Origin of the sequence: Kitasatospora sp. NPDC089913 (genome assembly GCF_044748625.1) — a bacterium.
GTDB lineage: Bacteria > Actinomycetota > Actinomycetes > Streptomycetales > Streptomycetaceae > Kitasatospora.
This window is the reverse complement of sequence record NZ_JBIVGI010000002.1, coordinates 434785-459124: the sequence shown is the minus strand read 5'-3', so window position 1 is coordinate 459124 and position 24340 is coordinate 434785. Positions and strand designations below refer to the sequence as shown.

At 73.8% G+C, this 24340-nt stretch carries 18 protein-coding genes; 6 read left to right on the top strand and 12 right to left on the bottom strand.

Annotated elements, in window-relative coordinates:
- Positions 1-70: 70 nt before the first annotated feature.
- Complete coding sequence (locus tag ACIPYS_RS06025; RefSeq protein ID WP_400743679.1) at positions 71-2404, top strand: transglycosylase domain-containing protein; 2334 nt, start codon at positions 71-73, stop codon at positions 2402-2404.
- Between the two features lie 100 nt (positions 2405-2504).
- On the opposite strand, the gene ACIPYS_RS06020 is transcribed toward ACIPYS_RS06025, so the two are convergent.
- Genes ACIPYS_RS06020 through ACIPYS_RS06010 form a run of 3 tightly spaced genes read right to left on the bottom strand, consistent with a single transcriptional unit; the run spans position 2505 to position 5465 of the window.
- Positions 2505-3323, bottom strand: coding sequence for an ABC transporter ATP-binding protein (locus tag ACIPYS_RS06020; RefSeq protein ID WP_400743676.1), 819 nt, complete (start codon positions 3321-3323; stop codon positions 2505-2507).
- Positions 3324-3372: 49 nt separating this feature from the next.
- Positions 3373-4419, bottom strand: coding sequence for a FecCD family ABC transporter permease (locus ACIPYS_RS06015; RefSeq protein WP_400743673.1), 1047 nt, complete (start codon positions 4417-4419; stop codon positions 3373-3375).
- On the bottom strand, positions 4416-5465 hold the full coding sequence (locus tag ACIPYS_RS06010) for a FecCD family ABC transporter permease (RefSeq protein ID WP_400743670.1): 1050 nt from the start codon (positions 5463-5465) through the stop codon (positions 4416-4418). Before ACIPYS_RS06010 ends, ACIPYS_RS06015 begins: the two co-directional genes overlap by 4 nt.
- Positions 5466-5625: 160 nt before the next feature.
- Here ACIPYS_RS06010 and ACIPYS_RS06005 point away from each other — a divergent pair, with 160 nt between their 5' ends.
- Entirely contained in the window at positions 5626-6681 is a 1056-nt protein-coding gene (locus ACIPYS_RS06005) for an ABC transporter substrate-binding protein (protein ID WP_400743667.1), read from the top strand.
- Positions 6682-6777: 96 nt separating this feature from the next.
- Here the strand turns inward: ACIPYS_RS06005 and ACIPYS_RS06000 are convergent, their stop codons facing one another.
- The 5 genes from ACIPYS_RS06000 to ACIPYS_RS05980 form a co-directional block, all read right to left on the bottom strand.
- Positions 6778-7347 carry a hypothetical protein gene (locus ACIPYS_RS06000; protein ID WP_093863245.1) on the bottom strand — a complete coding sequence of 190 codons (570 nt, stop codon included), beginning with the start codon at positions 7345-7347 and terminating at the stop codon, positions 6778-6780.
- Positions 7348-7539: 192 nt separating this feature from the next.
- Entirely contained in the window at positions 7540-8892 is a 1353-nt protein-coding gene (locus ACIPYS_RS05995; protein ID WP_093863246.1) for a GH1 family beta-glucosidase, read from the bottom strand.
- Between the two features lie 62 nt (positions 8893-8954).
- Positions 8955-9797, bottom strand: a complete 843-nt coding sequence (locus ACIPYS_RS05990) for a carbohydrate ABC transporter permease (RefSeq protein WP_093863247.1) — start codon at positions 9795-9797, stop codon at positions 8955-8957.
- Positions 9794-10732 carry a carbohydrate ABC transporter permease gene (locus ACIPYS_RS05985; RefSeq protein WP_231978005.1) on the bottom strand — a complete coding sequence of 313 codons (939 nt, stop codon included), beginning with the start codon at positions 10730-10732 and terminating at the stop codon, positions 9794-9796. The genes ACIPYS_RS05990 and ACIPYS_RS05985 overlap by 4 nt, the downstream gene beginning before the upstream one ends.
- 1 nt (position 10733) lies before the next feature.
- A complete protein-coding gene (locus tag ACIPYS_RS05980) occupies positions 10734-12047 on the bottom strand; it encodes an ABC transporter substrate-binding protein (RefSeq protein ID WP_400743661.1) in 1314 nt (437 codons plus the stop codon).
- A gap of 126 nt (positions 12048-12173) precedes the next feature.
- On the opposite strand from ACIPYS_RS05980, the gene ACIPYS_RS05975 reads away from it, so the two are divergent.
- Complete coding sequence (locus ACIPYS_RS05975; protein ID WP_400743658.1) at positions 12174-13481, top strand: ROK family protein; 1308 nt, start codon at positions 12174-12176, stop codon at positions 13479-13481.
- Positions 13482-13841: 360 nt separating this feature from the next.
- On the top strand, positions 13842-16052 hold the full coding sequence (locus ACIPYS_RS05970; RefSeq protein WP_400743655.1) for a discoidin domain-containing protein: 2211 nt from the start codon (positions 13842-13844) through the stop codon (positions 16050-16052).
- Between the two features lie 87 nt (positions 16053-16139).
- On the opposite strand, the gene ACIPYS_RS05965 is transcribed toward ACIPYS_RS05970, so the two are convergent.
- Positions 16140-16871 carry an SDR family NAD(P)-dependent oxidoreductase gene (locus tag ACIPYS_RS05965; protein ID WP_360011942.1) on the bottom strand — a complete coding sequence of 244 codons (732 nt, stop codon included), beginning with the start codon at positions 16869-16871 and terminating at the stop codon, positions 16140-16142.
- Between the two features lie 49 nt (positions 16872-16920).
- Between ACIPYS_RS05965 and ACIPYS_RS05960 the strand changes: the two genes are divergently transcribed.
- Positions 16921-17817: a helix-turn-helix transcriptional regulator gene (locus tag ACIPYS_RS05960; RefSeq protein ID WP_400743652.1), complete on the top strand. Its 897-nt coding sequence runs from the start codon at positions 16921-16923 to the stop codon at positions 17815-17817.
- 67 nt (positions 17818-17884) lie between these two features.
- Here the strand turns inward: ACIPYS_RS05960 and ACIPYS_RS05955 are convergent, their stop codons facing one another.
- A complete protein-coding gene (locus ACIPYS_RS05955; RefSeq protein WP_400743649.1) occupies positions 17885-18514 on the bottom strand; it encodes a LysE family transporter in 630 nt (209 codons plus the stop codon).
- Positions 18515-18717: 203 nt separating this feature from the next.
- On the opposite strand from ACIPYS_RS05955, the gene ACIPYS_RS05950 reads away from it, so the two are divergent.
- Complete coding sequence (locus ACIPYS_RS05950) at positions 18718-19512, top strand: hypothetical protein (protein WP_400743646.1); 795 nt, start codon at positions 18718-18720, stop codon at positions 19510-19512.
- A 59-nt stretch (positions 19513-19571) separates the two neighbouring features.
- Here ACIPYS_RS05950 and ACIPYS_RS05945 read toward each other — a convergent pair whose 3' ends face one another.
- Together ACIPYS_RS05945 and ACIPYS_RS05940 are read right to left on the bottom strand one after the other, a co-directional pair.
- A complete protein-coding gene (locus ACIPYS_RS05945; RefSeq protein ID WP_400743643.1) occupies positions 19572-20888 on the bottom strand; it encodes a cytochrome P450 in 1317 nt (438 codons plus the stop codon).
- A 243-nt stretch (positions 20889-21131) separates the two neighbouring features.
- Complete coding sequence (locus ACIPYS_RS05940; protein WP_400743640.1) at positions 21132-24323, bottom strand: M28 family peptidase; 3192 nt, start codon at positions 24321-24323, stop codon at positions 21132-21134.
- Between the last annotated feature and the right edge of the window lie 17 nt (positions 24324-24340).

Sequence of the window (24340 nt, the reverse complement as noted above, 5' to 3'; positions counted from 1 at the left end):
GTTGCGCGGCTGTGACAATCCTGTGGGAAAACCGGTTCGACCTCTCACGATCGAGGATTAGCATTCCGGCATGGAATCGAACACTCCCCCGATATGGAACTCGCCCGAGGACGAGACACCGCAGCCGGCCCGGAGCTCGCCGCTGCGGCTGGCCCGCCACGGAGCGACCTTCCTGGGCGTCAGTGTGGTGTCCGGCGCGCTGCTGGCGGGCATGGCCCTGCCGGCCGTCGGCGCGCTCGGGCTGTCCGCCAAGAACACGGCGGAGGGGTTCGACGACATCCCGGACGATTTCAGGACCCCGCCGCTCACCCAGGCGACCCAGATCTTCGACGCCGGCGGCGCGCTGATCGCCAAGGTCTACGAGCGGGACCGCACCGTGCTCACCGCCGAGCAGATGTCCCCGCTGATGCGGCAGGCCCAGGTCGACATCGAGGACGCCCGCTTCTACGAGCACGGGGCCGTCGACCCCAAGGGCCTGCTCCGGGCGATCAGCAAGAACGCCGAGAGCGGGACCACCGCCCAGGGCGCCTCCACGCTGACCCAGCAGTACGTGAAGAACGTCAACGTGGAGAAGGCCGGCGACGACCCGGTGGCGGTCCGGGAGGCGCAGCGCAAGACCCTGGGCCGCAAGATCCAGGAGCTGAAGATCGCCATCAAGCTGGAGGAGGAGCTGACCAAGGATCAGATCCTCACCAACTACCTCAACATCACCTATTACGGGAACGGCGCCTACGGTGTCGAGGCCGCCTCCCAGCGGTACTTCGGCAAGTCGAACAAGGACCTCACCGTCGCCGAGGCCGCCACCCTGGCCGGACTGGTGCAGAACCCGTCCCAGTACGACCCCAAGGCGCACCCGCAGGCCGCGCTCAACCGGCGCAACACCGTGCTCGACAAGATGCTGGAGAACGGCCACATCACGGCCGACCAGGCCAAGGATGCCAAGGCCGCCCCGCTGGGCCTGAACTACCAGGAGCCGCAGAACGGCTGCATCACCGCGAAGGCGGGCATGGGCTTCTTCTGCGACTACGTCCGCCACGTGGTCAAGCAGGACCCGGCCTTCGGCGCCACCGCCGCGGAGCGCAAGAAGCTCTGGGACCAGGGCGGCCTGAACATCCGCACCACCCTCGACCCGGACAAGCAGGCCGCCGCCCAGAGCGCGGTCAGCTCGAACGTGCGCGTCACCGACCCGGTGTCGGCCGCCGCCACCATGGTCGAGCCGGGCACCGGCAAGATCCTGGCGATGGCCCAGACCCGCCCGTACGGCCTCTCCGCGGCCAAGAACCAGACCGTCGTCAACTTCAACGTCGACGCGGCGATGGGCGGCGGCAACGGCTTCCAGCCCGGCTCCACCTTCAAGCCGATCGTGGTGGCGGCCGCCCTGGAGGCGGGTCTGACGCCCACCCAGGAGTACTCCTCGCCGAACAAGCTCGAGTACCCGACCATGAAGACCTGCGAGGGCACCTGGAAGAACACCACCAAGCCCAAGGCGGTGGTGCCCAACGAGTCGGCGAGCGAGCAGGGGCCGTACCAGCTGAAGGAGGCGATGGCCCTCTCGGTCAACACCTACTTCGTGCAGATGGAGCAGGAGATCGGCCTCTGCGCGGTCAAGCAGATGGCCAACAAGCTCGGCATCGGCGGCAAGGCCAGCGGCAAGCCGCTGGACGAGGTCCCCGCGATGGGCCTCGGTGTCGAGGAGGTGAGCCCGCTGAGCATGGCCGGTGTCTACGCGACCTTCGCCGCCGGCGGCAAGTACTGCACCCCGCTCGCCATCACCTCGATCACCACCGTCGACGGCAAGGACGTGCCGGTCCCGGCCGCCCACTGCGAGACGGCCTTCTCCGCCGACACCGCCAAGGCGCTGAACACCGTCCTCAACGGCGTCACCGAGACCGGCACCGGCCGCGACCTGGGCCTGGAGGGGGACCGGCAGATCGCCGGCAAGACCGGCACCTCCGACAAGAAGCGGGCCGCCTGGTTCAGCGGCTACACCCCGCAGCTCGCCACCTCGGTCTGGATCGGCGGCCCCAACGGCGGTGTGGAGATGCGCAACATCACCATCAACGGCAAGTACCGCAAGGAGGTCTTCGGCGCCGACGGCCCCGGGCCGATCTGGCGGGACGCCATGAACCAGGCCCTGCGCGGGACGCCCAAGCAGACCATACCGATGGCCGACATCCCCGACGCCCCGCCCCGCAAGGACCCGAACGCCAGCGGCAGCGCCAGCGCTTCCGGTTCGCCGACCGGGACCCCGACCGGTTCCCCGACCAACCCCCGCACCGGCGGCGGCCGGACCTCGGCCCCGGCCCACCCGCCGGCCACGGCTCCTGCGAACACCCCGGCCGGAGCGCCGGCCAACGCACCGGCTGGTGCCGCCGCCAATGCCCCGACCGGTCAGGACGACTGACGGATCGTCATGTCTTCGTGCGCACCGACGGGCAGCCGGTGCGTCGGGCGCCGCCGCGGCGTTCTTCGGGTGAGGGGTTCCTCGGGGCACGAGGGGTCCCTCACCCCCGCTTCGGGGCGGCCGGGACGACCAGTGGGGTGCCGGTCTCCGGGTCGGGGATGATCCGGCAGGGGAGGCGGTAGACCTCCTCCACCAGCTCGGCGGTGAGGATCCCGGTCGGGTCGCCGGCGGCCACCACCTTGCCGTCGCGCATCACGATGAGGTGGGTGGCGTAGCGGGCGGCCTGGTTGAGGTCGTGGAGGACGGCCACCAGGGTGCGGCCCTGGGTGCGGTGGAGGCGGTCGCAGAGGTCCAGGACCTCGATCTGGTGGCTGATGTCCAGGTAGGTGGTGGGCTCGTCGAGGAGCAGCAGCGGGGTCTGCTGGGCGAGGGCCATCGCGATCCAGACGCGCTGGCGCTGGCCGCCGGAGAGTTCGTCGACGGGGCGGTCGGCGAGTTCGGCGACACCGGTGGCGGCCATCGACTCCTCGGTGATCCGCTCGTCCTCGTGGGACCACTGGCGCAGCAGGCCCTGGTGGGGGTGGCGGCCGCGGGCGACGAGGTCGGCGACGGTGATGCCGTCGGGGGCCACCGAGGACTGGGGGAGCAGGCCGAGGGTGCGGGCGACCTGGCGGGCGGGGAGGCGGGCGAGGTCGGCGCCGTCGAGGAGGACGGTGCCGCGGCTGGGACGCAGGACGCGGGCGAGGGCGCGCAGCAGGGTGGACTTGCCGCAGGCGTTGGGGCCGATGACCACGGTGAAGGAGTGGTCGGGGATCTCGACGTCCAGGCCCTCGGTGACGGTCCGCCGGTCGTAGGAGAGGGTGAGGGCGCGGGCGGTGAGGCGGGCGGTGGTGGTGTGCGGGGTGGCGGCGAGGGTCATGGCGAGGACTCGTTCGGTCGGGGTCGGGTAGTGGGGGGCGCGGCGGCGGTCACAGCCGGCCGGCGCGGCGTTCGGCGGCCAGCAGCCAGACCAGGTAGCCGCCGCCGAGCACGCCGGTGACCACGCCGACCGGCAGCTGCCGCCCGCCGAAGGCGTGCTGGGCGGCGAGGTCGGCGGCGGCGAGCAGGGCCGCGCCCATCGCGGTGGAGGCCAGCAGGTTGGGGCTGGGGGCGCGGGTGAGGCGGCGGGCCAGTTGGGGTGCGGTGAGGGCGACGAAGGAGACCGGTCCGGCGGCGGCCGCGGCGACCGAGGCGAGCAGCACGGCGCAGCCCAGCAGGACGGGCCGGATCCGTTCGACCGGTACGCCGAGGCCGAGGGCGGTGTCGTCGCCGAGTTCCAGCATCCGCAGGCCGGGGCCGCAGGCGAGCAGGACCACCGGGAGCAGCACGGCGAGGACGGCGAGCAGGGGGAGGGCGTCGTCCCAGCCGCGTCCGTCGAGGCTGCCGGTCAGCCAGAGCAGGGCGCGGGCGGCCTCCATCAGCTTGATCCTGGTGAGCAGGTAGCCGTTGACACCGCCGAGCACGGCGGCGACGCCGATGCCGACCAGGACCAGTCGGTGTCCGCCGTTGCCGCCGCGCCGGGCGAGGGCGCGGATCAGCGCGCCCGCGGCGGTGCCGCCGGCCACGGCGCCGCCGGCCAGGGCGAGGCTGCTGCCGCCGGTCGCGACCACCAGCAGCGCACCGGTGGTGGCGCCCTGGGTGAGGCCGAGGATGTCGGGGCTGCCGAGCGGGTTGCGGACCAGGGCCTGGAGGACGGCGCCGGAGAGGGCGAGGGCGGCGCCGGTGAGCAGGGCGGTGACCACCCGGGGGAGCCGCAGTTCGTTGACGACGAAGTCGGCCGCGGGGTCGCCGCCGCCGGTGAGGGCACCGATCACCTCGCCCGGGGTGAGCGGGTAGTCGCCGCTGCCGAGGGTCGTCACGGCGACGGCGATCGCGGTGAACAGGCAGGCGGTGACGGCGAGCACGGTGCGCGGGCGGTAGCGGACGGAGAGTCCGCCGGGGGTGCGCAGGGCGCGGGTGCGGGTGAGGTCGGTCATGCGCGGGCCGCCTTCGTGCGACGGACGAGGAGGAGGAAGAAGAGGCCGCCGAGCACGGATGTGACGAGGCCGACCTGGAGTTCGCCGGGCCGGCCGACGACGCGGCCGAGCACGTCGGAGCCGAGCAGCAGCAGCGGCGCGAGCACGGCGCAGTACGGCAGCATCCAGCGCAGGTCGGGGCCGGTGAGGGCGCGGACCAGGTGGGGCACGGTCAGGCCGACGAACACGATCGGTCCGCAGGCGGCGGTGGCGGCACCGCAGAGCAGGGTGACGGTGAGGACGGCGCCGGCCCGGACCCGGGCGGGCCGGGCACCGAGGGCGCGGGCGGAGTCCTCGCCCAGGGCGAGCGCGTTGAGCGGCCGGGCGAGGGCGAGCGCCAGCACCGCGCCGACCAGGACGAACGGCGCGACGGCGGTGACGGTGCCGGGTCCGGCGGCGGCCAGTGAGCCGATGGTCCAGAACCGCATCCGGTCCAGCGAGGCGGAGTCCAGCAGCATCACGGCGCTGACGTAGGAGTAGAGGGCGGCGTTGAGCGCGGCACCGGCCAGGGCGAGCCGGGCGGGGGTGGCCCGCCGTCCGCCGCCGACCGCGTAGACGAGGGCGGAGACGACGCCGGCGCCGGCCAGGCCGAACCACACGTAGCCGGTGAAGCCGCCGACGCCGAGGAAGGCGATCGCGGTGGCGATTGCGGCGGAGGCGCCCGCGTTGATGCCGAGCAGACCGGGGTCGGCGAGCGGGTTGCGGGTGACGGCCTGCATGACGGCGCCGGCCAGGCCGAGGGCGGTGCCGGCGAGCAGTCCGAGCAGGGTGCGTGGGACCCGCATCCGGTTGACGACCGGGTAGGCCGGGGAGGCGGGGTCGGTGAGACCGTGCCAGACCTCGGCGGGGGAGAGCGCCTTGGCGCCGACGGCGATGCTGAGCACCACGGCGGCGGCCAGCAGGGCGAGGGCGGCGAGCAGCCCGAGGGCGCGGGTCCGGTGGCGGTGGCGGCGGCCGGCGGGCGCGGCCGGTGCGGGCGGTCCCGGGCGGGCGGTGACGTCGTGCATGGTGGGGTGCTCCGGGGACCGGGGTGCGGACGGTGGGTGGCGGGGCGCCGACGGACGGTCGACAGGCCGGTGAATATGGTTAGGCTAACCTAAGTCCCGGCTCGGGGTGCGACCCGCCCCGGGACCTTCACGACTCCCACCACCGAACAAAGGCACCCCCATGCCCAACCCCGGCCTCCCGACCCCCGGGCGACCCACCCGCCGCACCCTCCTCACCGCCGCGGGCGCCCTCGGCCTCGGCGCCGCACTGGCCGCCTGCGGCAGCGGGGGCGGGGGCGGGGGCGGCACGAAGGGCGCGGACGGCGGGGGCGCCGACGGCAAGGCCTGGTCCTTCACCGACGACCGGGGCCGGGCCGTCACCGCGAAGAACACCCCGCGCCGGATCGTCGCCTTCACCGGAACCGCCGCCGCCCTGCACGACTTCGGACTCGGCGACCGGATCGCCGGCGTCTTCGGCGAGACCAGGCGCGCCGACGGCAAGGCCGACCCGTCCGCCGGCGAGCTCGACATCGACAAGGTCACCATCGTCGGCAACGCCTGGGGCGAGTTCGGCATCGAGAAGTACGCGGCGCTGCGCCCCGACCTGCTGGTCACCCACATGTACGACCCGGACGCCCTCTGGTACGTCCCGGACGAGAGCAAGGACAAGATCCTCGCCCTCGCCCCGAGCGTCGCCGTCACCACCGCCCGGGTCCCGCTGCCCGAGCCGATCAAGCGCTATGCCGCGCTGGCCGAGTCGCTCGGCGCGGACCTGAACGCCAAGCGGGTCACCGAGGCCAAGGCCCGCTTCGAGGCCGCCGCGGAGACCCTGCGGCAGGCCGCGAAGGCCGCCGGCGGGCTCAAGGTGATGGCCGCCTCCGGCAGCGCCGACCTCTTCTACGTCACCAACCCGGCGGTCAGCACCGACCTGATGTACTTCCGCGAGCTGGGCGTCGACTTCGTCGTCCCGGACGCGCTCGACCCGCAGGGCTACTTCGAGAGCCTGAGCTGGGAGAACGCCGGCAAGTACCAGGCCGACCTGATCCTGCTCGACAACCGCAGCACCGCCCTCCAGCCCGCCGACCTCGCGGCCAAGCCGGCCTGGTCGGCGCTGCCCGCCGTCAAGGCCGGCCAGGTCGCCCCGTGGGACGCGGTGCCGCGCTTCTCCTGGCTGGGCGCCGCCCCGCTGCTGGAGAACCTGGCCAAGGCCGTCCAGGGCGCGAAGAAGCTCGCCTGACGAGCGGACCGGGTGCCGGAGCGGCGGGGGCGGCTGCCCGTACGTCCCGCCGCTCCGGCGGATGTCCCGGCCGGTCGACCCGCTCCGGCCCTACTACTAGGAGGGGAAGGGCCAGGTCGGGCACCACGGCGGGATGACCTGGCCGGGGTAGGACGGGCCCCACGGCGGGCACGTGGGCAGCGGCTGCGGCGGGGCGGAGGTCCAGAGGATCTTGCCGTTCAGCTCGACCGCGATCGCGCCCTCGTTGTAGATGGTCAGCTCGGCGCCCCACTTGCCGCCGGTCTGGCTGTTCCACAGCGGGGTGTTGTCGGCGGCGTACACGACGAGGTTGCCGTCGCCCTGGATCACCAGGAACTCGCCGCGGGGCATGGCGCCCTGGGCGACCCAGATCGCCTTGCCGTCGCGGTACAGCACGACGTTGCCGTCGCCCTGCATGGCCAGCATCACCTTGCCGTTCGGCGAGTACCAGGCCTGGTTGCGGCCGATCGAGGTGTTGCCGGGGATGCGGGTGGGCGGGGTGAGCGCGGCCGTCGCGAGGGCGGGGGCCCCGGCCGTCGAGGGGGCGGCCGGGGCCGGGGCGGCGGTGGCCGTGCCGGAGGCGAAGGTGGCGAAGCCGATCGCGGCGACGGCGGCGAGGGCCGCCGCTCTGGTGCGGAGACTGGTCATGGCGGGGTACGGGATCCTTCCGGACGTGCGGGGCGGCCCGGTCGGGGCCGCTGATCTGACGGCGCGTCGGTCCGTTCCTGCGCGCCGGGCGCCCAGGTTATGGCCGCCGGAACGGCGGGTGGCGGCAGATCGACCGGCAGCTTCCCGGCACCCCGTACGCCCCCCGCGCGCCCCCTAGCGCCCCCGCGGCCCCTACCGCCCCCGGTGCGCCGCGATCAGCCGCGCGTAGTGGTGGCCGCTGGACTTGATGGTGCGGCGCTGGGTCGGGTAGTCCACGTGGACCAGCCCGAAGCGCTTGGCGTACCCGTACGCCCACTCGAAGTTGTCGAGCAGCGACCAGGCGAAGTACCCCGCCAGCGGCGCGCCCCGGTCGACGGCCCGGGCGCAGGCGGCGAGGTGCTCGGCCAGGAACGCGGTCCGCTCCGGGTCGTGCACGCTGCCGTCGGCGGCCACCGAGTCGGCGTACGCCGAGCCGTTCTCGGTGACGTAGATCCGCTCGGCGTCGTACTCCTCGGTGAGCCGGAGCAGCAGCTGCTCCAGTCCGGGCGCGTGGACCTCCCAGGGCATCGCGGTGTGCTCCCGGTTGGGGCCGGGCAGTTGGCGGACGTACGGGGCCGGCCCGGCGGGGTCGTCAGCGACGATCTGGCGGAAGTAGTAGTTGAGGCCCAGCCAGTCCAGCGGCGCGGCGATGAGGTCGAGGTCCCCGGGGCGCTCCGGCAGGTCGACACCGTAGACCCGCAGCATGTCCTCGGGGTAGCCCCGGCCGTGGATCGGGTCGAGCCACCAGCGGTTGACGTGGCCGTCGGCGCGGACGGCGGCGGCCAGGTCGGCGGGCGAGTCGGTGGCCGGCTCGATCGGGCTGAGGTTGTTGACGATGCCGATCCGGGCGTCCCGGACGTTCTCGCGCAGCACCTGCACGGCCAGGCCGTGGGCGAGGTGCAGGTGGTAGGAGGCGTGCACGGCGGCGGTGAGGTCGGTCAGGCCGGGGGCCATCGCGCCGTCGAGGTGGCCGATCCAGGCCGAGCAGAGCGGCTCGTTGAGCGTCGCCCAGTCGGTGACCCGGTCGCCGAGCCGGGCGGAGACCGCGGCGGTGTACTCGGCGAACCGCTCGGCGGTGTCCCGTACCGGCCAGCCGCCCCGGTCCTGCTGCGCCTGCGGGAGGTCCCAGTGGTACAGGGTCGGGAACGGGCGGATCCCGGCCGCCAGCAGGCCGTCCACCAGCCGGTCGTAGAAGTCCAGGCCGGCCCGGTTGACCCGGTCGTCGGCGAGCGGCACCACGCGCGGCCAGGCGATCGAGAACCGGTAGGCGCCGAGGCCGAGCCGGCCCATCAGCGCGACGTCCTCGGGCCAGCGGTGGTAGTGGTCGCAGGCGGTGTCGCCGGTGTCGCCCCCGGCCACCCGGCCCGGGGTGCGCGCGAAGGTGTCCCAGATCGAGGGGGCGCGCCCGTCGGTGTCCGCCGCGCCCTCGATCTGGTAGGCGGCGGTGGCCGCGCCCCAGAGGAAGTCGTCAGGCAGGGCGGCCAGTTGAGTGCCGGGGTCGGTCATGGCGGGCCTTTCGGGGCGGTGGAGGACAGGGGAGCGGGCGGCGCCGGGGTGCGGTGCGCCGGTCATTTGACGGCCCCGGCGGTGAGTCCGGCGACCAGGTAGCGCTGGAGCAGCAGGAAGCCGGCCACCACCGGGACGCTGACCACCAGCGAGGCGGCCATCACCTGGTTCCAGTAGACGTCGTTGAGCGTGGCGTAGCCCTGGAGGCCGACGGCCAGGGTGCGGGTCTCCTCGTTGGTGAGCACCGAGGCGAAGAGCACCTCTCCCCAGGCCGTCATGAAGGCGTACACCGCGACCGCGACGATGCCGGGCACCGCCGCCGGGACGATGATCCGCACCAGGGCCCGGACCGGACCGCAGCCGTCGACCAGCGCGGCCTCGTCCAGGTCCCGCGGAATGGAGTCGAAGTAGCCGACCAGCATCCAGATCGAGAACGGCAGCGAGAAGGTCAGGTAGGTGAGGATCAGACCGCCGCGGCTGCCGTACAGGGCGACCCCGGTGGCGTTGCCGACGTTGACGAGGAGCAGGAAGAGCGGGAGCAGGAACAGGATGCCGGGGAACATCTGGGTGGACAGCACCGTCACCGTGAAGAAGCGCCGTCCACGGAAACGGTAGCGGCTCACCGCGTACGCCGCGACGATCGCGACCAGGACCGAGCAGATCGTCGAACCTCCGGCCACGATCAGCGAGTTGACCAGGTAGCGGCCGAGCGGCACGGTGCGCCAGATGTCCGCGTAGGGACGCAGGGTCACGGTGCTGGGGATCCAGCGGAACGGACCCTGGACGTCCTGGAGCGGCTTCAGCGAGCTGCCGAGCATCACCAGGACGGGGACGAGGGTGAAGACGGTGAGCGCGGCGAGCACGGCGCGGCGCAGCCACCGGAACGAGGCGGGCGGGTCGATCACGCGGTGGCGTCCTTCCGGCGCGAGGTGAGCAGCAGGTAGCCGGCCGTCACCACCAGCAGGAACAGCAGCAGCAGGACGGACATGGCCGAGCCGGCGCCGAAGTTCCAGGTGACGAAGGAGGACTGGTAGATGTGCACCGAGATCAGGTCGGCCGCGGCGGGCGCCGAGCGGCCGAACAGCAGGTAGGGGGTGTTGAAGTCGTTGAAGGTCCAGAGGAAGAGCACCAGGACCAGCACCTGGTTGACCGGCCGCAGCGAGGGCAGGGTGATCCGGCGGATCTGCTGCCAGACCCCGGCGCCGTCCAGCGCGGCCGCCTCGTAGAGTTCGCGCGGGATGTTCTGCAGCCCGGCGGTGAGGGTCAGGAAGGCGAACGGCCAGCTGCGCCAGACCGAGACGGTGACCAGCGCGGTGAAGCTGTTGTCGCCGAGCAGCCAGAACGGCTTGTCGTCCACCAGGTGGAGCTGGTCGTGCAGCACGTGGTTGATCAGACCGGTGTCCCGCTGGAACATGAACGACCAGGTGATGACCGCCGCGTAGACCGGCAGCGCGTAGGGCAGCAGGAACAGGGCGCGCAGCAGGCCGCGGCCGCGGAAGGAGTCCTGCATCAGCACGGCGGCGGTGGTGCCGATCAGCCAGGCGAGGCCGACGGCCAGCACGGTGAAGGCGCAGGTGACCCAGAAGGAGTGCAGCAGGGCCCGGCCGACCGGGGCGTCGAAGTCCACGGCGGTGCGGAAGTTGGCGAGTCCGGCCCAGGGCGCGGCGGTCCAGTCGCGGATGAAGAACTGGGTGAGCCGCTTGAGGCTCATCACGGTGCCGAGCACCATCGGCACCAGGTGGACGGCGAGTTCGAGCAGCAGTGCGGGGAGCAGCAGCAGATAGGGGAGGGCGGTGGTTCCGGCGCGTCGGCGCAGTCGGTCGATTCGGCCCCGGATCACGTCAGTTGGCCGGCATCTGCTGCTGGGCCCGGGTGAGTTCGGCGCGCACGCCGTCCTCGGTGACGGCCTTGCCGGCGGCGGCGGAGGCGAGCAGGTTCTTCACCGCGGTGCCGACCAGGGTCTCGAACTGGCTCTCGGCGGGCACCTGGGGCAGCGGGCGGGCGCTCTGGCCCAGGACGGCGGCCAGGGTGCCGAGTTCGGGGGTCGCGAAGGCGGCGTCGCGCTGGGCCTCGACCACCGGGGGGATGGTGCCGTAGGCCTTGTTGAGCACGGTCTGTTCCTCGGTGCCGGTCATGAAGGAGACGAACTTCAGCGCCCCTTCGGTGTTCTTGGTGGCGCGGAAGACGGCGAGGTTGATCCCGGCGACCATCGAGGTGGTGGCGCGTTCGCCGGTGGCTCCGGCGGGGACGGGGACGGGGGCGACGCCGTAGTCCTCGGGGGCCATGCCGTGGGACTTGAGGTTGGCCCCGGCGGCCTGCCACAGCAGCATGGCGGCCTTGCCGGTGGCGAAGTCGGTGACGGACTGGTTGTTGGCGTACTCGGCGTTGCCCGCGGCGGCGATCTTCTCGGTGCCGAGCAGGTCGACGTACTGCTTGACCGCGGCGACGGCGCCCGGGCTGTCGAAGGCGGGGCGGCCGGACGGGTCGAAGAAGTCGGCGCCGTGCTGCTTGGCGAGGGTGAAGGCGTGGTGGACGTTCTCGCTGATGTTGCCGCCCTCGACGGCGAGGCCGTAGCGGCCGCCGGTGGTGAGCTTCTTCCCGTCGGCGACGAGCTCCTCCCAGGTGGCCGGTGCCCGGTCGATCCCGGCCTCGGCGAAGAGCTTCTTGTTCCAGTACAGGCCGTAGGCCATCGAGTAGAGCGGGACGGCGGCCGGGTCCTGTCCGGCGGCGCCGGCCGAGGCGAGCGCGGCGGGCAGGAACCGGTCCCTGCCGCCGGTCTTCGCGAGGGTGGCGGCGTCGAAGGGCCGCAGCGCGCCGGTGGCCTGGAGCGAGGCGGACCAGGTGTTGCCGATGTTGAGCACGTCGGGGCCCTGGCCGGAGCCGGCGGCGGCGAGGATCCGGTTGAGCAGGTCCGACCAGGGGATGACCTCCAGCTTCACCTTGATGCCGGTCTGCTGCTCGAACTTCCGCAGCTCGGGTTCCAGTACCTGGCGGTCGTTCTCCAGGCTGGTGCCCTGGTTGGAGGCCCAGTAGGTGAGCGTGCCGGGGCTGCTGTCGCCCCCGCCGCCGGCGGTGGAGCCCCCGCCGCAGGCGGTGGCGGTGAGGACGAGCGCGGTGGCGAGCACGCCGGCTGCGGCGGCGCGGGCGATGGGCATGAAGGGATCCCCTCTTCGGGTGAAGTCCGCTGCTGCGATACTTAATTCGAGGCGTGATTTAACGTGTGAGAAAAGCTTCCGTCAAGGGTTCGGACAGCGATAGATTCGGGGCAGGAGGGAGATCCCATGACCGCGCGAGGCAAGAAGACGGTGCGTGACCTGCGCAGAGGCAGCCGGTCCACGCTGCTGCGGCGGCTGTACTTCGACGGGCCGCTCAGCCGCCAGGAGCTCGGCTCGATCACCGGGCTGAGCGGCGGATCGATCAGCAATGTGACCGGCGAGCTGCTCGCCGACGGCCTGATCGAGGAGTGCGGCTCGGTGGAGTCGGACGGCGGGCGGCCCCGGATCCTGCTCCGGGTCGCCGCCGGCCGGGCCCATCTGGTCGGCGTGGACGTCGGCGAGACCCAGGTCCGGGTCGCGCTGTTCGACCTGGCCAGGACAGAACTGGCGGCCAGTGACCGGCCGTTGGACGACCGGGGCCACGACGCCGGCCATGTCGCGGAGCTGATCCTGACCGGGCTGGCCGACGTGCTGGAGCGCACCGGGACCGACCCGGGCACGGTGCTCGGCGTGGGTGTCGGCGTGCCCGGCATCGTCGAGCAGGCGGACCTCGGCCGGGGCGTCGGGCCGGACCTCGGGCAGGGCGTCGGGCCGGACCTCGGGGGCGGCGCGGGGGCCGTGGTGCACGGCCAGACCGTCGGCTGGGACGCGGTGCCGCTCGGCCGGATGCTGCGGGCCGGCACCGACCTGCCGCTGTTCGTCGACAACGGTGCCAAGACCCTCGGCCAGGCGGAGATGTGGTTCGGCGCCGGGCGCGGCACGCGGCACGCGGTGGTCGCCCTGTTCGGCTCCGGCGTCGGCGCCTGCGTGATCGCCGACGGCGCCCGCTTCCGGGGCGCCACCAGCAGCGCGGGCGAGTGGGGCCACACCAAGGTGCACGTCGGCGGACGCCGCTGCCGGTGCGGTGCGCGCGGCTGCCTGGAGGCGTACGTCGGGGCCGAGGCGCTGGTCGCGCGGTGGGGCGCGGCGCCGCCCGGCGGTGGGGAGAAGGCGGGGCTGGCGGCCCTGCTGGCGGCCGCCGGCGCGGGCGATCCGGCCGCGGTCGCGCTGCTCGACGAGGCCGCCGAGTACCTCGGTGCGGCCATCGCCGACCTGGTGAACCTGTTCAACCCGGAGCGGATCGTGATCGGCGGCTGGGCCGGACTGCTGCTCGGTCCCCGGCTGCTGCCCGGGATCCGTGCGGCCGCCACCGAGTACGCGCTGCGCTTCCCGCGGGAGCAGACCGAGATCGTGCTGGGCACGCTCGGCCCGGCGGCGGTGACGGTGGGCGCGGCGACCCTGCCGCTCTCCGACTTCCTGGACTCCGGCGGGGAGTTCCCGCGCCGCGCGGACGGTGCCGCGGTGGGCGCGGGCGCGACCGGGCGGTGGACCTGAGTACTGCCCCCGGACCCCTGCCCTGAGCTGCCGGATCGTCGGAATCCCTTGTGGTGGAGGAAAGTTCACGGTGTGAGGAAAGCCTGCGCAAAGGGTTGACACCCCGGATCGACTGCCCCGAGACTCCCGGTCGGGGGCGCTCCCCGGGCCCGGACCCCGGGCCGGCGGCGCTCCGTCACGCACCAGGTGACCGCCCGCCGCGGCGGGTCCGTGCGCGCACCGGCCGAACCCCGAGCCGGCCGGTGCGCGGACCCGTCGAGCCGTCCCGTCGTTCCCCACCGCCCGGCGCCCGACGGCGTACCGGGCACGGGCCGCGGTGTGCGCCTCCGCCTCCACCCACCCCCACCGCAGGAGCGGCCCATGAGGCTCACTTCAGCACGCCCGCGTCGCGGGGGGCCGGCCGCCAGGCTCGGTCTCGCCCTGCTCGCGGCCACCACCCTCGCCCTGCCGGGACCGGCGGCCCTGGCGGCCCCGGCCACCTCCGCCGCCACGACGGCGCCCACCGCCGCCGCCGAGTGCGGTGCCGCGGACGCCGCGCGGGGCCGCCCGGCCACCGCCTCCTCCACCGAGAACGCGGGCCTGTCCGCCGCCAACGCCGTCGACGGCGACCCCGGCACCCGCTGGTCCTCCGCCTTCGCCGACCCGCAGTGGCTGCAGGTCGACCTCGGCTCGGTGCGGCAGCTGTGCCGGGTCGAACTCGCCTGGGAAGCGGCCTACGGTCGCGCCTACCAGATCCAGGCCTCCGACGACGGCGTCACCTGGCGCACCCTCTACAGCACCGCGAACGGCACCGGCGGCACCGAGACCCTCGCCGTCTCCGGCAGCGGCCGCTACGTCCGGCTCAACGGCACGGCCCGGGGCACCGCCTGGGGCTACTCGCTGTGGGAGCTGCGGGTCGCCGCCTCCGACGGCCCGACCGTGCCGCCGGTGCAGGGCGGCGGCGACCTCGGCCCGAACGTGCTGGTCTTCGACCCCGGCACGCCCGGCATCCAGGCCGAGCTGGACGAGGTGTTCCGCAAGCAGGAGTCCAACCAGTTCGGCCCCGAGCGGTACGCGCTGCTGTTCAAGCCGGGCACCTACCAGAACCTCAACGCCCAACTCGGCTTCTACACCTCGATCGCGGGCCTCGGCCTCAAGCCCGACGACACCACCTTCAACGGCGACGTCACCGTGGACGCCGGCTGGTTCAACGGCAACGCCACCCAGAACTTCTGGCGCTCCGCCGAGAACCTCGCCCTCAACCCGGTCAACGGCACCGACCGCTGGGCCGTCGCCCAGGCCGCGCCGTTCCGCCGGATGCACGTCCGGGGCGGGCTCAACCTGGCGCCCAACGGCTACGGCTGGGCCAGCGGCGGCTACATCGCCGACAGCCGGGTGGACGGCCAGATCGGCAACTACTCGCAGCAGCAGTGGTACACCAGGGACAGCGCGATCGGCGGCTTCTCCAACGGGGTCTGGAACCAGGTGTTCTCCGGTGTCCAGGGCGCGCCCGCGCAGACCTTCCCGAACCCGCCCTACACCACCCTCGACACCACCCCGGTGTCGCGCGAGAAGCCGTTCCTGTACCTGGACGGCAACGAGTACCGGGTGTTCGTCCCGGCGAAGCGGACCGATGCCCGGGGCGTCTCCTGGGACGGCGTGCCGCAGGGCACCTCGCGGCCGCTGAACCAGTTCTACCTGGTCAAGCCGGGCGCGACGGCGGCCACCATCAACCAGGCGCTGGCGCAGGGCCTGGACCTGCTGTTCACCCCCGGCGTCTACCACGTGGACCGGCCGATCGAGGTGACCCGCCCCGGCACGGTGGTGCTCGGCCTCGGCCTGGCCACGGTGGTGCCCGACAACGGGGTGACCGCGATCCGGGTCGCCGACGTGGACGGCGTCCGGCTGGCCGGGCTGCTGGTCGACGCCGGACCGGTCAACTCGCCGGTCCTGGTGCAGATCGGCCCGGACAGTGCCGCGGCCGACCACGCCGCCGACCCGACCACCCTCCAGGACGTGTTCGTCCGGGTCGGCGGCGCGGGCGCGGGTTCGGCCACCGCCGGGATCGTGGTCAACAGTGACGACGTCATCGTGGACCACACCTGGATCTGGCGCGCCGACCACGGCGCCGGCGTCGGCTGGACGGTCAACCCCGCCGACTACGGCCTGCTGGTGCGCGGCGACGACGTGCTCGGCACCGGGCTGTTCGTCGAGCACTTCAAGAAGTACGACGTCGAATGGTCGGGCGAACGCGGCCGGACGATCTTCTTCCAGAACGAGATCGCCTACGACGCCCCGAACCAGGCCGCCGTGCAGAACGGCGCCACCCGGGGATGGGCCGCCTACAAGGTGGACGACAGCGTCACCACCCACGAGGGCTGGGGGCTCGGCAGCTACTGCTACTTCAACGTGGACCCGAGCATCCGGATGGACCACGGCTTCGAGGCCCCGGTCCGGCCCGGGGTGCGGTTCCACGACCTGCTGGTGGTCTCGCTGGGCGGCAACGGTCAGTACGAGCACGTGATCAACGGCACCGGCGGCGCGACCTCCGGCACCGGCACCACCCCGTCCACGGTCACCTCCTTCCCGTAGCACCTCCCGTACCTGTCCGGGGACGGCGCCGGGGCGCCGTCCCCGACCACCGCCCCGGCGGTCCGCGATCCGGCGGGCCGCCGGGGCTCAGCCGTCGCGCAGGACCCGCCGCCCCAGCGGCGGGGCGATCCGCAGCAGCGCCAGCAGGGCGCGGGTGGCACCCACCGGAACGACGGGGCGCCGGCCCGCCATGCCGCGGGCGACGGCGGAGGCCGCGGCGGCGGGGGTGAGCTTCTTCGCCGGGCCCTCGCGGCCGGCCGTCATCGCGGTGTCGACCAGCGGCAGCACGATCTCCTGGACCCGGACCCCCGGGCTCGCGGTCCGGGCCTGGTGGCGCAGCGACTCCAGCAGGATGTGGACGGCCGCCTTGGTGGCGCAGTAGACCGGCGCGCTCTGCTTGGGCGCGAACGCCAGCCCCGAGGTGACCGCGACGAACGCGGCGTCGGGCGCGGCCGCCGCCAGGTGCGGCCAGGCGGCGGCCGCCAGCTCCACCACCGAGGCCAGGTTGACTTCGATCTCCTGGCGGGCCAGCGCCAGCGTCCGCGGATCGGGCCCGAGGGTGAGCGGCGTCGGGTACTGGACGCCGGCGTTGGCGACCACGACGTCCAGACCGCCGAGCCGTCGGACGGCCTCGGCCACCACCCCGGCCGCCTCGCCGGGCACGGCCAGATCGGCCCGGACGGCGTGCGGGGCGTCGGACGGCGCGCTGCGGCCGCAGGTGACGACGGCGGCGCCGAGGGAGGTGAGGTGGTCGGCGAGGGCCAGGCCGACACCGCCGGTGCCGCCGGTGACGAGGATGCGCTTCGAGCTGAGGTTCACGCCGCTCATCGTGGAGTGCGCGCCTCCGGTCCGCTTGTACGATCGCGCCATGTCCCGTACCGGTGTCGACATGGCGCGCTCGGTCCGCCCCTCGATGGCCCGCGCCGTCCTGCGCGGACTCGGCCCGCACGCCGGTGCGCCGGGGCAGCGGGCCGAACGGCTGCTGGGCGAGGGACTGCCGGTGCCGGAGCGCCTGCACGCCCGGCTGACGGCCGCGCTCGCGGCCCGGGGCTGGCCGGCGCTGCTCGCCGCCGCCGAGCGGCTGCTCACCGACGATCCGCTGCTCGGCGCCCTCCCGGGCTGCGCCGACCTCGCGCAACTCCTCGACCGGGCCCGGCTGGTGGAGCCCTGGTTCCACGCGGGCCACCGGACCGTCCGGACGCTCGACGGCGATGGGCTGACGGTACGTCATGTGCCGCTCCTGGGTACGGTGCCCGGTCCGGCGGAGTCGTTGCTGGTGTGCGCGATCGACGTGCTGGCCACGGCGGGGCCGGCCGGCCGCACGGCCCGGGTCGAGATCCGGGCGGACGGTGCGGCCGGGCGGCCCGAGGAGGTCCTGCGGGTGGGCGCGGCCCGGGTCGCGGGGTGGCGCCTGCACTGGACCGCCCCGCCGTCCGTCGTCGGCGCCGCCCGCCCGCTGGAGACCGTGCGGGCCCGGTTCGCCCGCGATCCGGCCCGTCCGTGGCGGCTGGGGGAGACGGCGGACCTGCTCGGCCTGAGCCCGCGCACCCTCCAGCGCGGCCTGGCCGAGGCGGGTACCTCGTTCCGGGCCGAACTGCTCGGGGTGCGGCTGGAGGTGGCGGGCCAGCTGACCGCCCGCACCGTGCTGCCGCTCGCCGACGTCGCCGCCGCCGCGGGCTTCACCGACCACGCCCACCTCAGCCGCCGCTTCCGGGCCCGTTTCGGCTGCCCGCCGTCGGAGTTCCGTCGCGCCGGGGGCCATTGAGGAGAGGGGGTGCGGGCCGGTGGCGCACGTGGGTGGGTGTGCCTGGGCGCGGCCGCGGCCCGCCGGGTCAGCGCTGGAGCACGAGGCGCAGCGCGAGGGCCAGCACGACCAGATTGCCGGTGAGCCCGGTGAGGAGGCGGCCGCGGGGGCCGGTGAGGAGGCGGCGGAGCAGGGCGCCGCCGGTGGCGAGCAGGGCCTGCCAGCTGGCCGAGGCGGCGAAGGCCGCCAGCACGAAGACCAGGCCCGGCCCGAGGCTGCCGGGGCCGGTGCGGCCGCCGAGCACCAGGGCGCTGAAGTAGACCACGGTGAGCGGGTTGAGGAGGGTCAGGCCGAGCAGTGAGGCGTAGGTGCGCCAGGGGGAGGCGGGCAGCGGGGGCGGCGGGCCGGCCGGGTCCCGGTCGGCCCGGTGGGTGCGGAGGGTGGCGCGCAGCCCGTGCGCGGCGAGCAGGACGAGCACGGCCGCGGCGACCAGTTCGAGGGGGCCGGCGGCCGGTGCGAGCAGCGGGGCGAGCGTCGCGCCGCCGATCAGTGCGAGCAGGGCGTACAGGCCGTCGGCGGTGGCCACGCCCAGGGCGGCGGCCATGCCCCGGGCCAGCGAGACGCGGGAGGCGAGGGTGACGATCAGGACGGAGATCGCCCCGACCGGCACGGCGATGCCGTAGCCGGCGAGGAGGCCGGAGAGCAGGGCGTCGGTCATGGGGTTCCGGTTCGGGCGGGGCGGGCAGGGGTGGTGGCCGGGAGCGTAGTGCGGGGCCGCCGGGCCGGGCCACCGATTTCCCGGGGGCGGGGCGTCGGCCCATCGGCGGGATTCGGTCCGGTGACCGAGTCTCCGAGGGTGTCCGGTGCTTCTCTCGGGAGTGATGGGGAGCGATCGTGAACGGTCCGAGGGGAGGGGTCGCGGTGAGGACGCGGTTGTGGCCGGTGCTGCTGGCGGTCTGTCCGGCTCTGTTCGCGGTGGTGGCGAACCTGGTCACCAACGAGGTGTCGCTGTCGCCCTTCTGGTGGGTGGTGGCGGCGGTGGCGTGCGCGCTGCTGGCGGGTGTACTGGTGTTCCAGACCTACCGGGAGCTGCGTTCCCCGGCCGCCGTCGTCGGTGCCGCGCCGGTGCCGCCGGTGCCGGTCGCTGTGCTGCTGTCGTCGGCCGAGGTGACGGTGCTGGGGGGTCTGCGGGCCGGTCGGCGTGGCGCCGCACTGATGGTGCTGCTGTGCGGAGTGTTCGTGGCCGGGGCGGGGGCGCTGGTGATGTCTCGGCCGGGGTCGGCCACCAGGAAGTGGAATCCGGGCCCCGCGGACCCCTCGATGTTCGACGCGCACCCGCTGGGCACCTGGGTGGGGCTGGCCGTGCTGCTGCTGGCCTTCGCGGTGCCGGCCGTGGTGATGGCGGCCGGCCGGGGCCGTGGGCGGCTGGAGTTCTCGGCGCAGGCACTGGTGTTCAGCGGGCCGCGGGGCCGGGCGGTACTGCCGTGGTCGGAGCTGACGTCGGTGTCGCTGCGGTCGACGACCTTCGGCGGCACCTGGCTGGTGGCGCACCTGGGCAAGGGTTCGCCGTTGCTGATGACCCGGCCGACGATGGAGATGTACGACGACAAGCGCGGGATGCTGCGGATCTGCAACCTCAGGACGGTGGGCGTCCCGCCGCACGCCGTCCGGGCGGCGCTCATCCGCTGGCAGCCGCAACGGACCCGGTACTGGTGAGCCGGGTCCGCTGCCGGGTCGGTCGTGACCGTCGGTCCGCCGCGGTCACCCCGCCGACCTCACCCGACCGCCGTCACCACCACCGGCGTCGGCCCGTCCGGGCGGACGGTGATGCTGTAGACGGCCCCGGCGGGCCGGTCGAGGAAGCGCACCGTGAAGGCGGGCAGCAGGAGTTCGAGCACTGCCACCGACTCGCGCAGCGCGAACTGGGTGCCGAGGCAGGCCCGGGCGCCGAGGCCGAACGGGAGGTAGCCGCCGAGGTGTGCGGGGCGGACGCCGTCCGGGCCGAAGCGGGCCGGGTCGAAGCGCTCCGGTTCGGGCCAGAGCTCCGGGTCGCGGTGGGTGAGGTAGGGGCAGACCAGCAGGTCGGTGCCGGCCTCGACCCGGTGGCCGGCCAGGGTGTCCTCGGTGAGCGCGTGCCGGGGGAGGATCCAGGCGGACGGGTAGAGCCGCAGCGTCTCGGAGACCAGCGCCTGCACCGCCTCGCGCCGCTCGGGCGAGCCCTCGGGCCCGGCGTCGAGGGCCCACTGCCGGGCGCCGGGCTCCCGGTCGAGCAGCAGGTACAGCCAGGTGAGGGTGGTGGCGGTGGTCTCGTGCCCGGCGACGAGCAGGGTGACCAGTTCGTCGCGGATCAGCCGTTCGGTGTACTCGGGGTGCCGCTCGGCCGCTTCGAGCAGCACCCGCAGGACGCCGGGGCCGTCGGGGCCGTCCTCGTGGCGGCGGGCGGCCGCGACGGCGGCGTGCGCCACCGCGTCGATCCGGGCCAGGTCCTCGGCGACGGCCTCGCCGGCCTGCTCGCCGTCGGGGAGTTGGGGGAGGGCGGCGACGACGGTGGCGATGCGGTCGAGTTCGCGCTCGGTGTCCCGGTCCAGGGGGTGGCCGGTGAGCGCGCGCCAGATGGTGTCGAGGGCGAAGTGCCGCATCTCCTCGCCGAGGTCGATCCGCTCGCCGGTGCGGGCGTACCCGGCCCAGCGGTCGGCGGCGCGGTGGGCGGCGGCGGCGATCCGCTGCTCGTACCGGCGCATCCCGGTCCCGGTGAACTGGGACTGGAGCATGCGCCGTTGGCGCTTCCAGGCCTCGCCGGTGGCGGTCAGGACACCCTCGCCGGCGAGCAGCCGGGCCCGGTGCGAGCGCTTGACGTACCGCTCGGGGTGGCGGCCGAGGACGTGCTGCACGGCCTCGGGGTCGGTGACCAGGACGGTGGGGCGGGGGCCGATCCGGAACGCGGCGACGCCGCCGAGCCGCTGCCGGGTGCGGGCCAGCAGGTCGATCAGCTCGGCCTCCTCGCTGCGCCACTGCTCGACGGCCCCGGGAGGCAGTTCGGGGACGGGCGGGGCGGTGGCGGGGGAGGGGCCGGGGTTCGCGGCGGTGGTCACGGGGGTGCCTCCTCGGTCGGCGGCGGGCCGGCCGAGCCCGGCCGGGTCGGATGTCCGGCCGCGGTGTCCGCGCTGACTCTACGTCAGTGGGGCCGGCGGTGACCGTCGCCGCCGAGGAGGCACCGGCCGCGACCGCCGGCCGGCTCCCGCGCGACACACAATGCGGCGGTGCCGCGGTCCGTCCCCCTCGACGAACCGCGGCACCGCCCTTTTTCATCCCGTCCCGGAGACGATCCGGTCCGCTCAGATCGGCTGCCAGAGGGCCGGGACGATCGGCGGCTCCCAGCCCACCTGGGCCGTGTGGCCCTGGAGGCACCGGTAGCTGATTCCGTTGTAGGTGACGGTGTCACCTGCCTTGTAGGTGGTGCCCGCGGCCCAGGTGCCGTTGCCCGGGCCGGGGTCGGAGGTGACCACCAGCGAGTAGCTGCTGGAGTGGGAGACCGAACCGGTGCCGGTGACGGTCAGGTTGTACGTCGCGGCGGGGACCGAGGCCGCGACCGAGATGTTCAGCGTCGCGGAGCCGCCCGACTGCACCGAGGCGGGGCTGACGGTGGCCGTCACGCCGGCCGGCGCGCCGGTGACCGTGAGGTTCACGGTCTGGGCGGAGCCGGAGGTGGTCTGGGTGTTCACCGTGGCGCTGGCCGACTCGCCCGGCTTGACGCTGCCGGTGGCCGGGTTGACCGCGACCGAGAAGTCGTTGGTCGGGATCGGGCCGCTGCCGACCGAGGTCTTCCACAGCGTGTAGGCGACGCCGTCGGCGCTGCGGTCCAGCACGGTGGCGTTGATGTTGCTGGTGGTGTCGCAGGCGGAGTGGTAGCAGGAGTCGTACGCCCGGTTCGCGGTGCCGCCCCACTTCGCCGCCTGGTTGGCGGTCTTGGTGGCGCTGGCGCCCGCCGCGTAGCCCGAGGTCGGGATGCCGGCGGACTGGAACGAGGCGTCGTCCGAGCGGCCCTGGCCCTCGACGTTCTCCTCCGGCTGGAGGTTCAGCGAGTCCCAGTAGGCCTTCATCGGCGCCGAGGTGGCGGAGTTGACGTTGTTGATGAAGTAGCCGGCGTTGGGCGAGCCGACCATGTCGAAGTTGTAGTAGCCCTTGATGGCGCTGCGCTGGGTGGAGCCCAGCTGGCTGACGTAGTACTGCGAGCCCTGCAGGCCCTGCTCCTCACCGGTCCACCAGGCGAAGCGCACGTGGCGGGTCATGGTGGGGTTCTGCTGGGCCAGCGCGAGCGCGGTCTCCAGCAGGACGGACGAGCCGGAGCCGTTGTCGTTGATGCCCGGGCCGGCGCTGACGCCGTCCAGGTGCGCGCCGAACATGGTGACCTGGTCGGCGGGGCCGCCCGGCCAGTCGGCGATCAGGTTGTTGGCGGTGTAGGTGCAGGAGCCGCAGGTCTGCTCGCTGACCTGGTAGCCGGCCGCGACCAGCTTGGCCTTCACGTAGGCCAGCGACTGGCTGTAACCGGCGGTGCCGGTACGGCGGTTGCCGCCGTTCTGCGAGGCGATGGTGTTGAGCTGGGCCAGGTGCGCCTGGACGTTGGCGACGCTGATGTCGGGCGCCTGGCCGCCGGGGTTGCCGCCGCCGACCGTCAGCGTGTACTGGGCGGTGTGGGTGGTCTGGCCGGTGCCGGTGACCGTGATGACGTAGCTGCCGGGCGCGGTGGTGGCGCTGGTGGCGACCGTCATCGTCGCGTTCGTCCCGGACTGGATCGAGGACGGGCTGAAGCTGACGCTCGCGCCGCTCGGGGCGCCGGTGGCGGTCAGGTTGACGGTCTGGGCGCCGCCCTGGGTCACCTGGGTGACGATCGTCGCGGTGGCCGAGGAGCCCGGCTGGACGGTGCCGGAGGTCGGGCTGGAGTTGATCGAGAAGTCCGGGCCGGTCGGGCCGTCGCACTTCGGGTCACCGGTCTGGGCCGGCACGCTGACCGCGTCCCAGGCCGCCTTGGTGCGGTTGAAGAGGTTGCAGGAGGGGTCGAGGCTCTTGGCCGCGGTCAGGGTGGTGGTCCGGTACTTCTTGTAGGTCATGCCGCTGGTCTTGAGCAGCATGCCGCCGTAGAAGACCCGGCCCGCGTCCTTGATGCCGACGCCGGTGACCGTGGAGCTGTTGCAGGTCGGGCTGGTGGGCTTGCCGCCGCCCGGGTTGGAGCCCTCGGCGAGCAGGTAGAACCAGTGGTTCAGCGGGCCGGCGGCCGCGTGCACCTCGGTGCTCGGGATCGAGGAGGAGTAACAGTTGGGGTCGCCGTTGACGAGCGAGGGGTTGGCCATGTTGCGGATCGGGCCGCGGCCGACCAGGTTGATCATCTCGCCGACGGTGTAGTCCGGGCTGTCGTACGGGGAGGGCTCGTTGGCGTACGCCTCGGTCAGCGCGCCGAAGATGTCGCCGGTGCCTTCGCCCAGGCCGTTCTCGTTGTTGGCGCCGCCCGGGGTGTACTGGTCGATGCCGTGTCCGAACTCGTGGCCGACGACGTCGATCGCGGCGATCCACTCGTTGGCGTTGTTGTGGCCGATGGAGACCGAGGAGCCGTCCCAGTAGGCGTTGACGTCGTTGAGACCGACCTTGACCGGCCAGCTGCCCCCGGTACCGTTGTGGCCGTTGCGGCCCAACCAGTCCTTGAGCATGTCCCATTCCTTCTGCGCCGCGAACATGACGTCGCCGCAGCCGGTCTCCTTGCTGGTGGGGTTGCCGGTACCCCAGGAGTCCGAGGACTTGCTGAATATCTGGCCGGTCGAGTAGTCGGCGCAGGTCAGGCCGGGCCGGTTCGGGTCGCGCAGCGAGTAGGTGCTGCCCGAGGCCGTCGTGCTGATGACCGGCGAGGGGCCGTTCCACTTGCTGTTGACGGTCCCGGCCCGCACGTCGTCGTAGCTGTCGACGACCTCGCCGTTGCGGGCGTCGACGAAGACGTGCAGGGTGCTCGGGGCGGTCGCGGTGCGGCCGGTGAGCACGGTCTCCCAGGCGAGCCGCCCGGCGCCGTCCTTGACCCGGACGACCAGCCGGCGCGACTGCACGCCGTCCACGGTGGCCAGCTTGGTGCGGGCGGTGCGCTCCGCGTTGGCGGCGCTGATCAGGGCGGTGGTCGGCACGCCTATCGCGCCGGTGTTGGCGGACTGGGACCCGTGCACCCGGCCCTGGCCGTCAGCGATCACGACAGCGTCGCCGCCGACCACCGGCAGGCCCTTGTAGGTGCGCTCGTAGGCGACCGAGTAGAGACCGCCCAGCCAGGGGGTCACGGACTGGCGCTCGTAGGTCTCGCCGGGTCCCTTGGCCAGGGCGTCCTGGCCGGCCGCGGCCGCCTGGTCGGCGGCGTTCACGGCGGCGGCCAGTGCGCTGGGGGGCGCGGGGGCGGCCGCACCCGGGGCGGCACCGGCCTGTCCGACCGCGGTGGCGGTCAGCATCCCGGCGAGGACGGTCAGGGTGGTCCCCGCCGTCAGCAATCTGCGTTTCATTCCGAGGCTCCTCGAAC

Excerpts from the sequence above, each read along its gene's own strand:
- ACIPYS_RS05970 (WP_400743655.1), top strand. The coding sequence starts at position 13,842 with ATGAGGCTCACTTCAGCACGCCCGCGTCGCGGGGGGCCGGCCGCCAGG.
- ACIPYS_RS05975 (WP_400743658.1), top strand. The coding sequence starts at position 12,174 with ATGACCGCGCGAGGCAAGAAGACGGTGCGTGACCTGCGCAGAGGCAGC.
- ACIPYS_RS06015 (WP_400743673.1), bottom strand. The coding sequence starts at position 4,419 with ATGACCGACCTCACCCGCACCCGCGCCCTGCGCACCCCCGGCGGACTC.
- ACIPYS_RS06000 (WP_093863245.1), bottom strand. The coding sequence starts at position 7,347 with ATGACCAGTCTCCGCACCAGAGCGGCGGCCCTCGCCGCCGTCGCCGCG.
- ACIPYS_RS05960 (WP_400743652.1), top strand. The coding sequence starts at position 16,921 with ATGTCCCGTACCGGTGTCGACATGGCGCGCTCGGTCCGCCCCTCGATG.
- ACIPYS_RS05955 (WP_400743649.1), bottom strand. The coding sequence starts at position 18,514 with ATGACCGACGCCCTGCTCTCCGGCCTCCTCGCCGGCTACGGCATCGCC.
- ACIPYS_RS06020 (WP_400743676.1), bottom strand. The coding sequence starts at position 3,323 with ATGACCCTCGCCGCCACCCCGCACACCACCACCGCCCGCCTCACCGCC.
- ACIPYS_RS05995 (WP_093863246.1), bottom strand. The coding sequence starts at position 8,892 with ATGACCGACCCCGGCACTCAACTGGCCGCCCTGCCTGACGACTTCCTC.
- ACIPYS_RS06005 (WP_400743667.1), top strand. The coding sequence starts at position 5,626 with ATGCCCAACCCCGGCCTCCCGACCCCCGGGCGACCCACCCGCCGCACC.
- ACIPYS_RS05940 (WP_400743640.1), bottom strand. The coding sequence starts at position 24,323 with ATGAAACGCAGATTGCTGACGGCGGGGACCACCCTGACCGTCCTCGCC.
- ACIPYS_RS06010 (WP_400743670.1), bottom strand. The coding sequence starts at position 5,465 with ATGCACGACGTCACCGCCCGCCCGGGACCGCCCGCACCGGCCGCGCCC.
- ACIPYS_RS05980 (WP_400743661.1), bottom strand. The coding sequence starts at position 12,047 with ATGCCCATCGCCCGCGCCGCCGCAGCCGGCGTGCTCGCCACCGCGCTC.
- ACIPYS_RS06025 (WP_400743679.1), top strand. The coding sequence starts at position 71 with ATGGAATCGAACACTCCCCCGATATGGAACTCGCCCGAGGACGAGACA.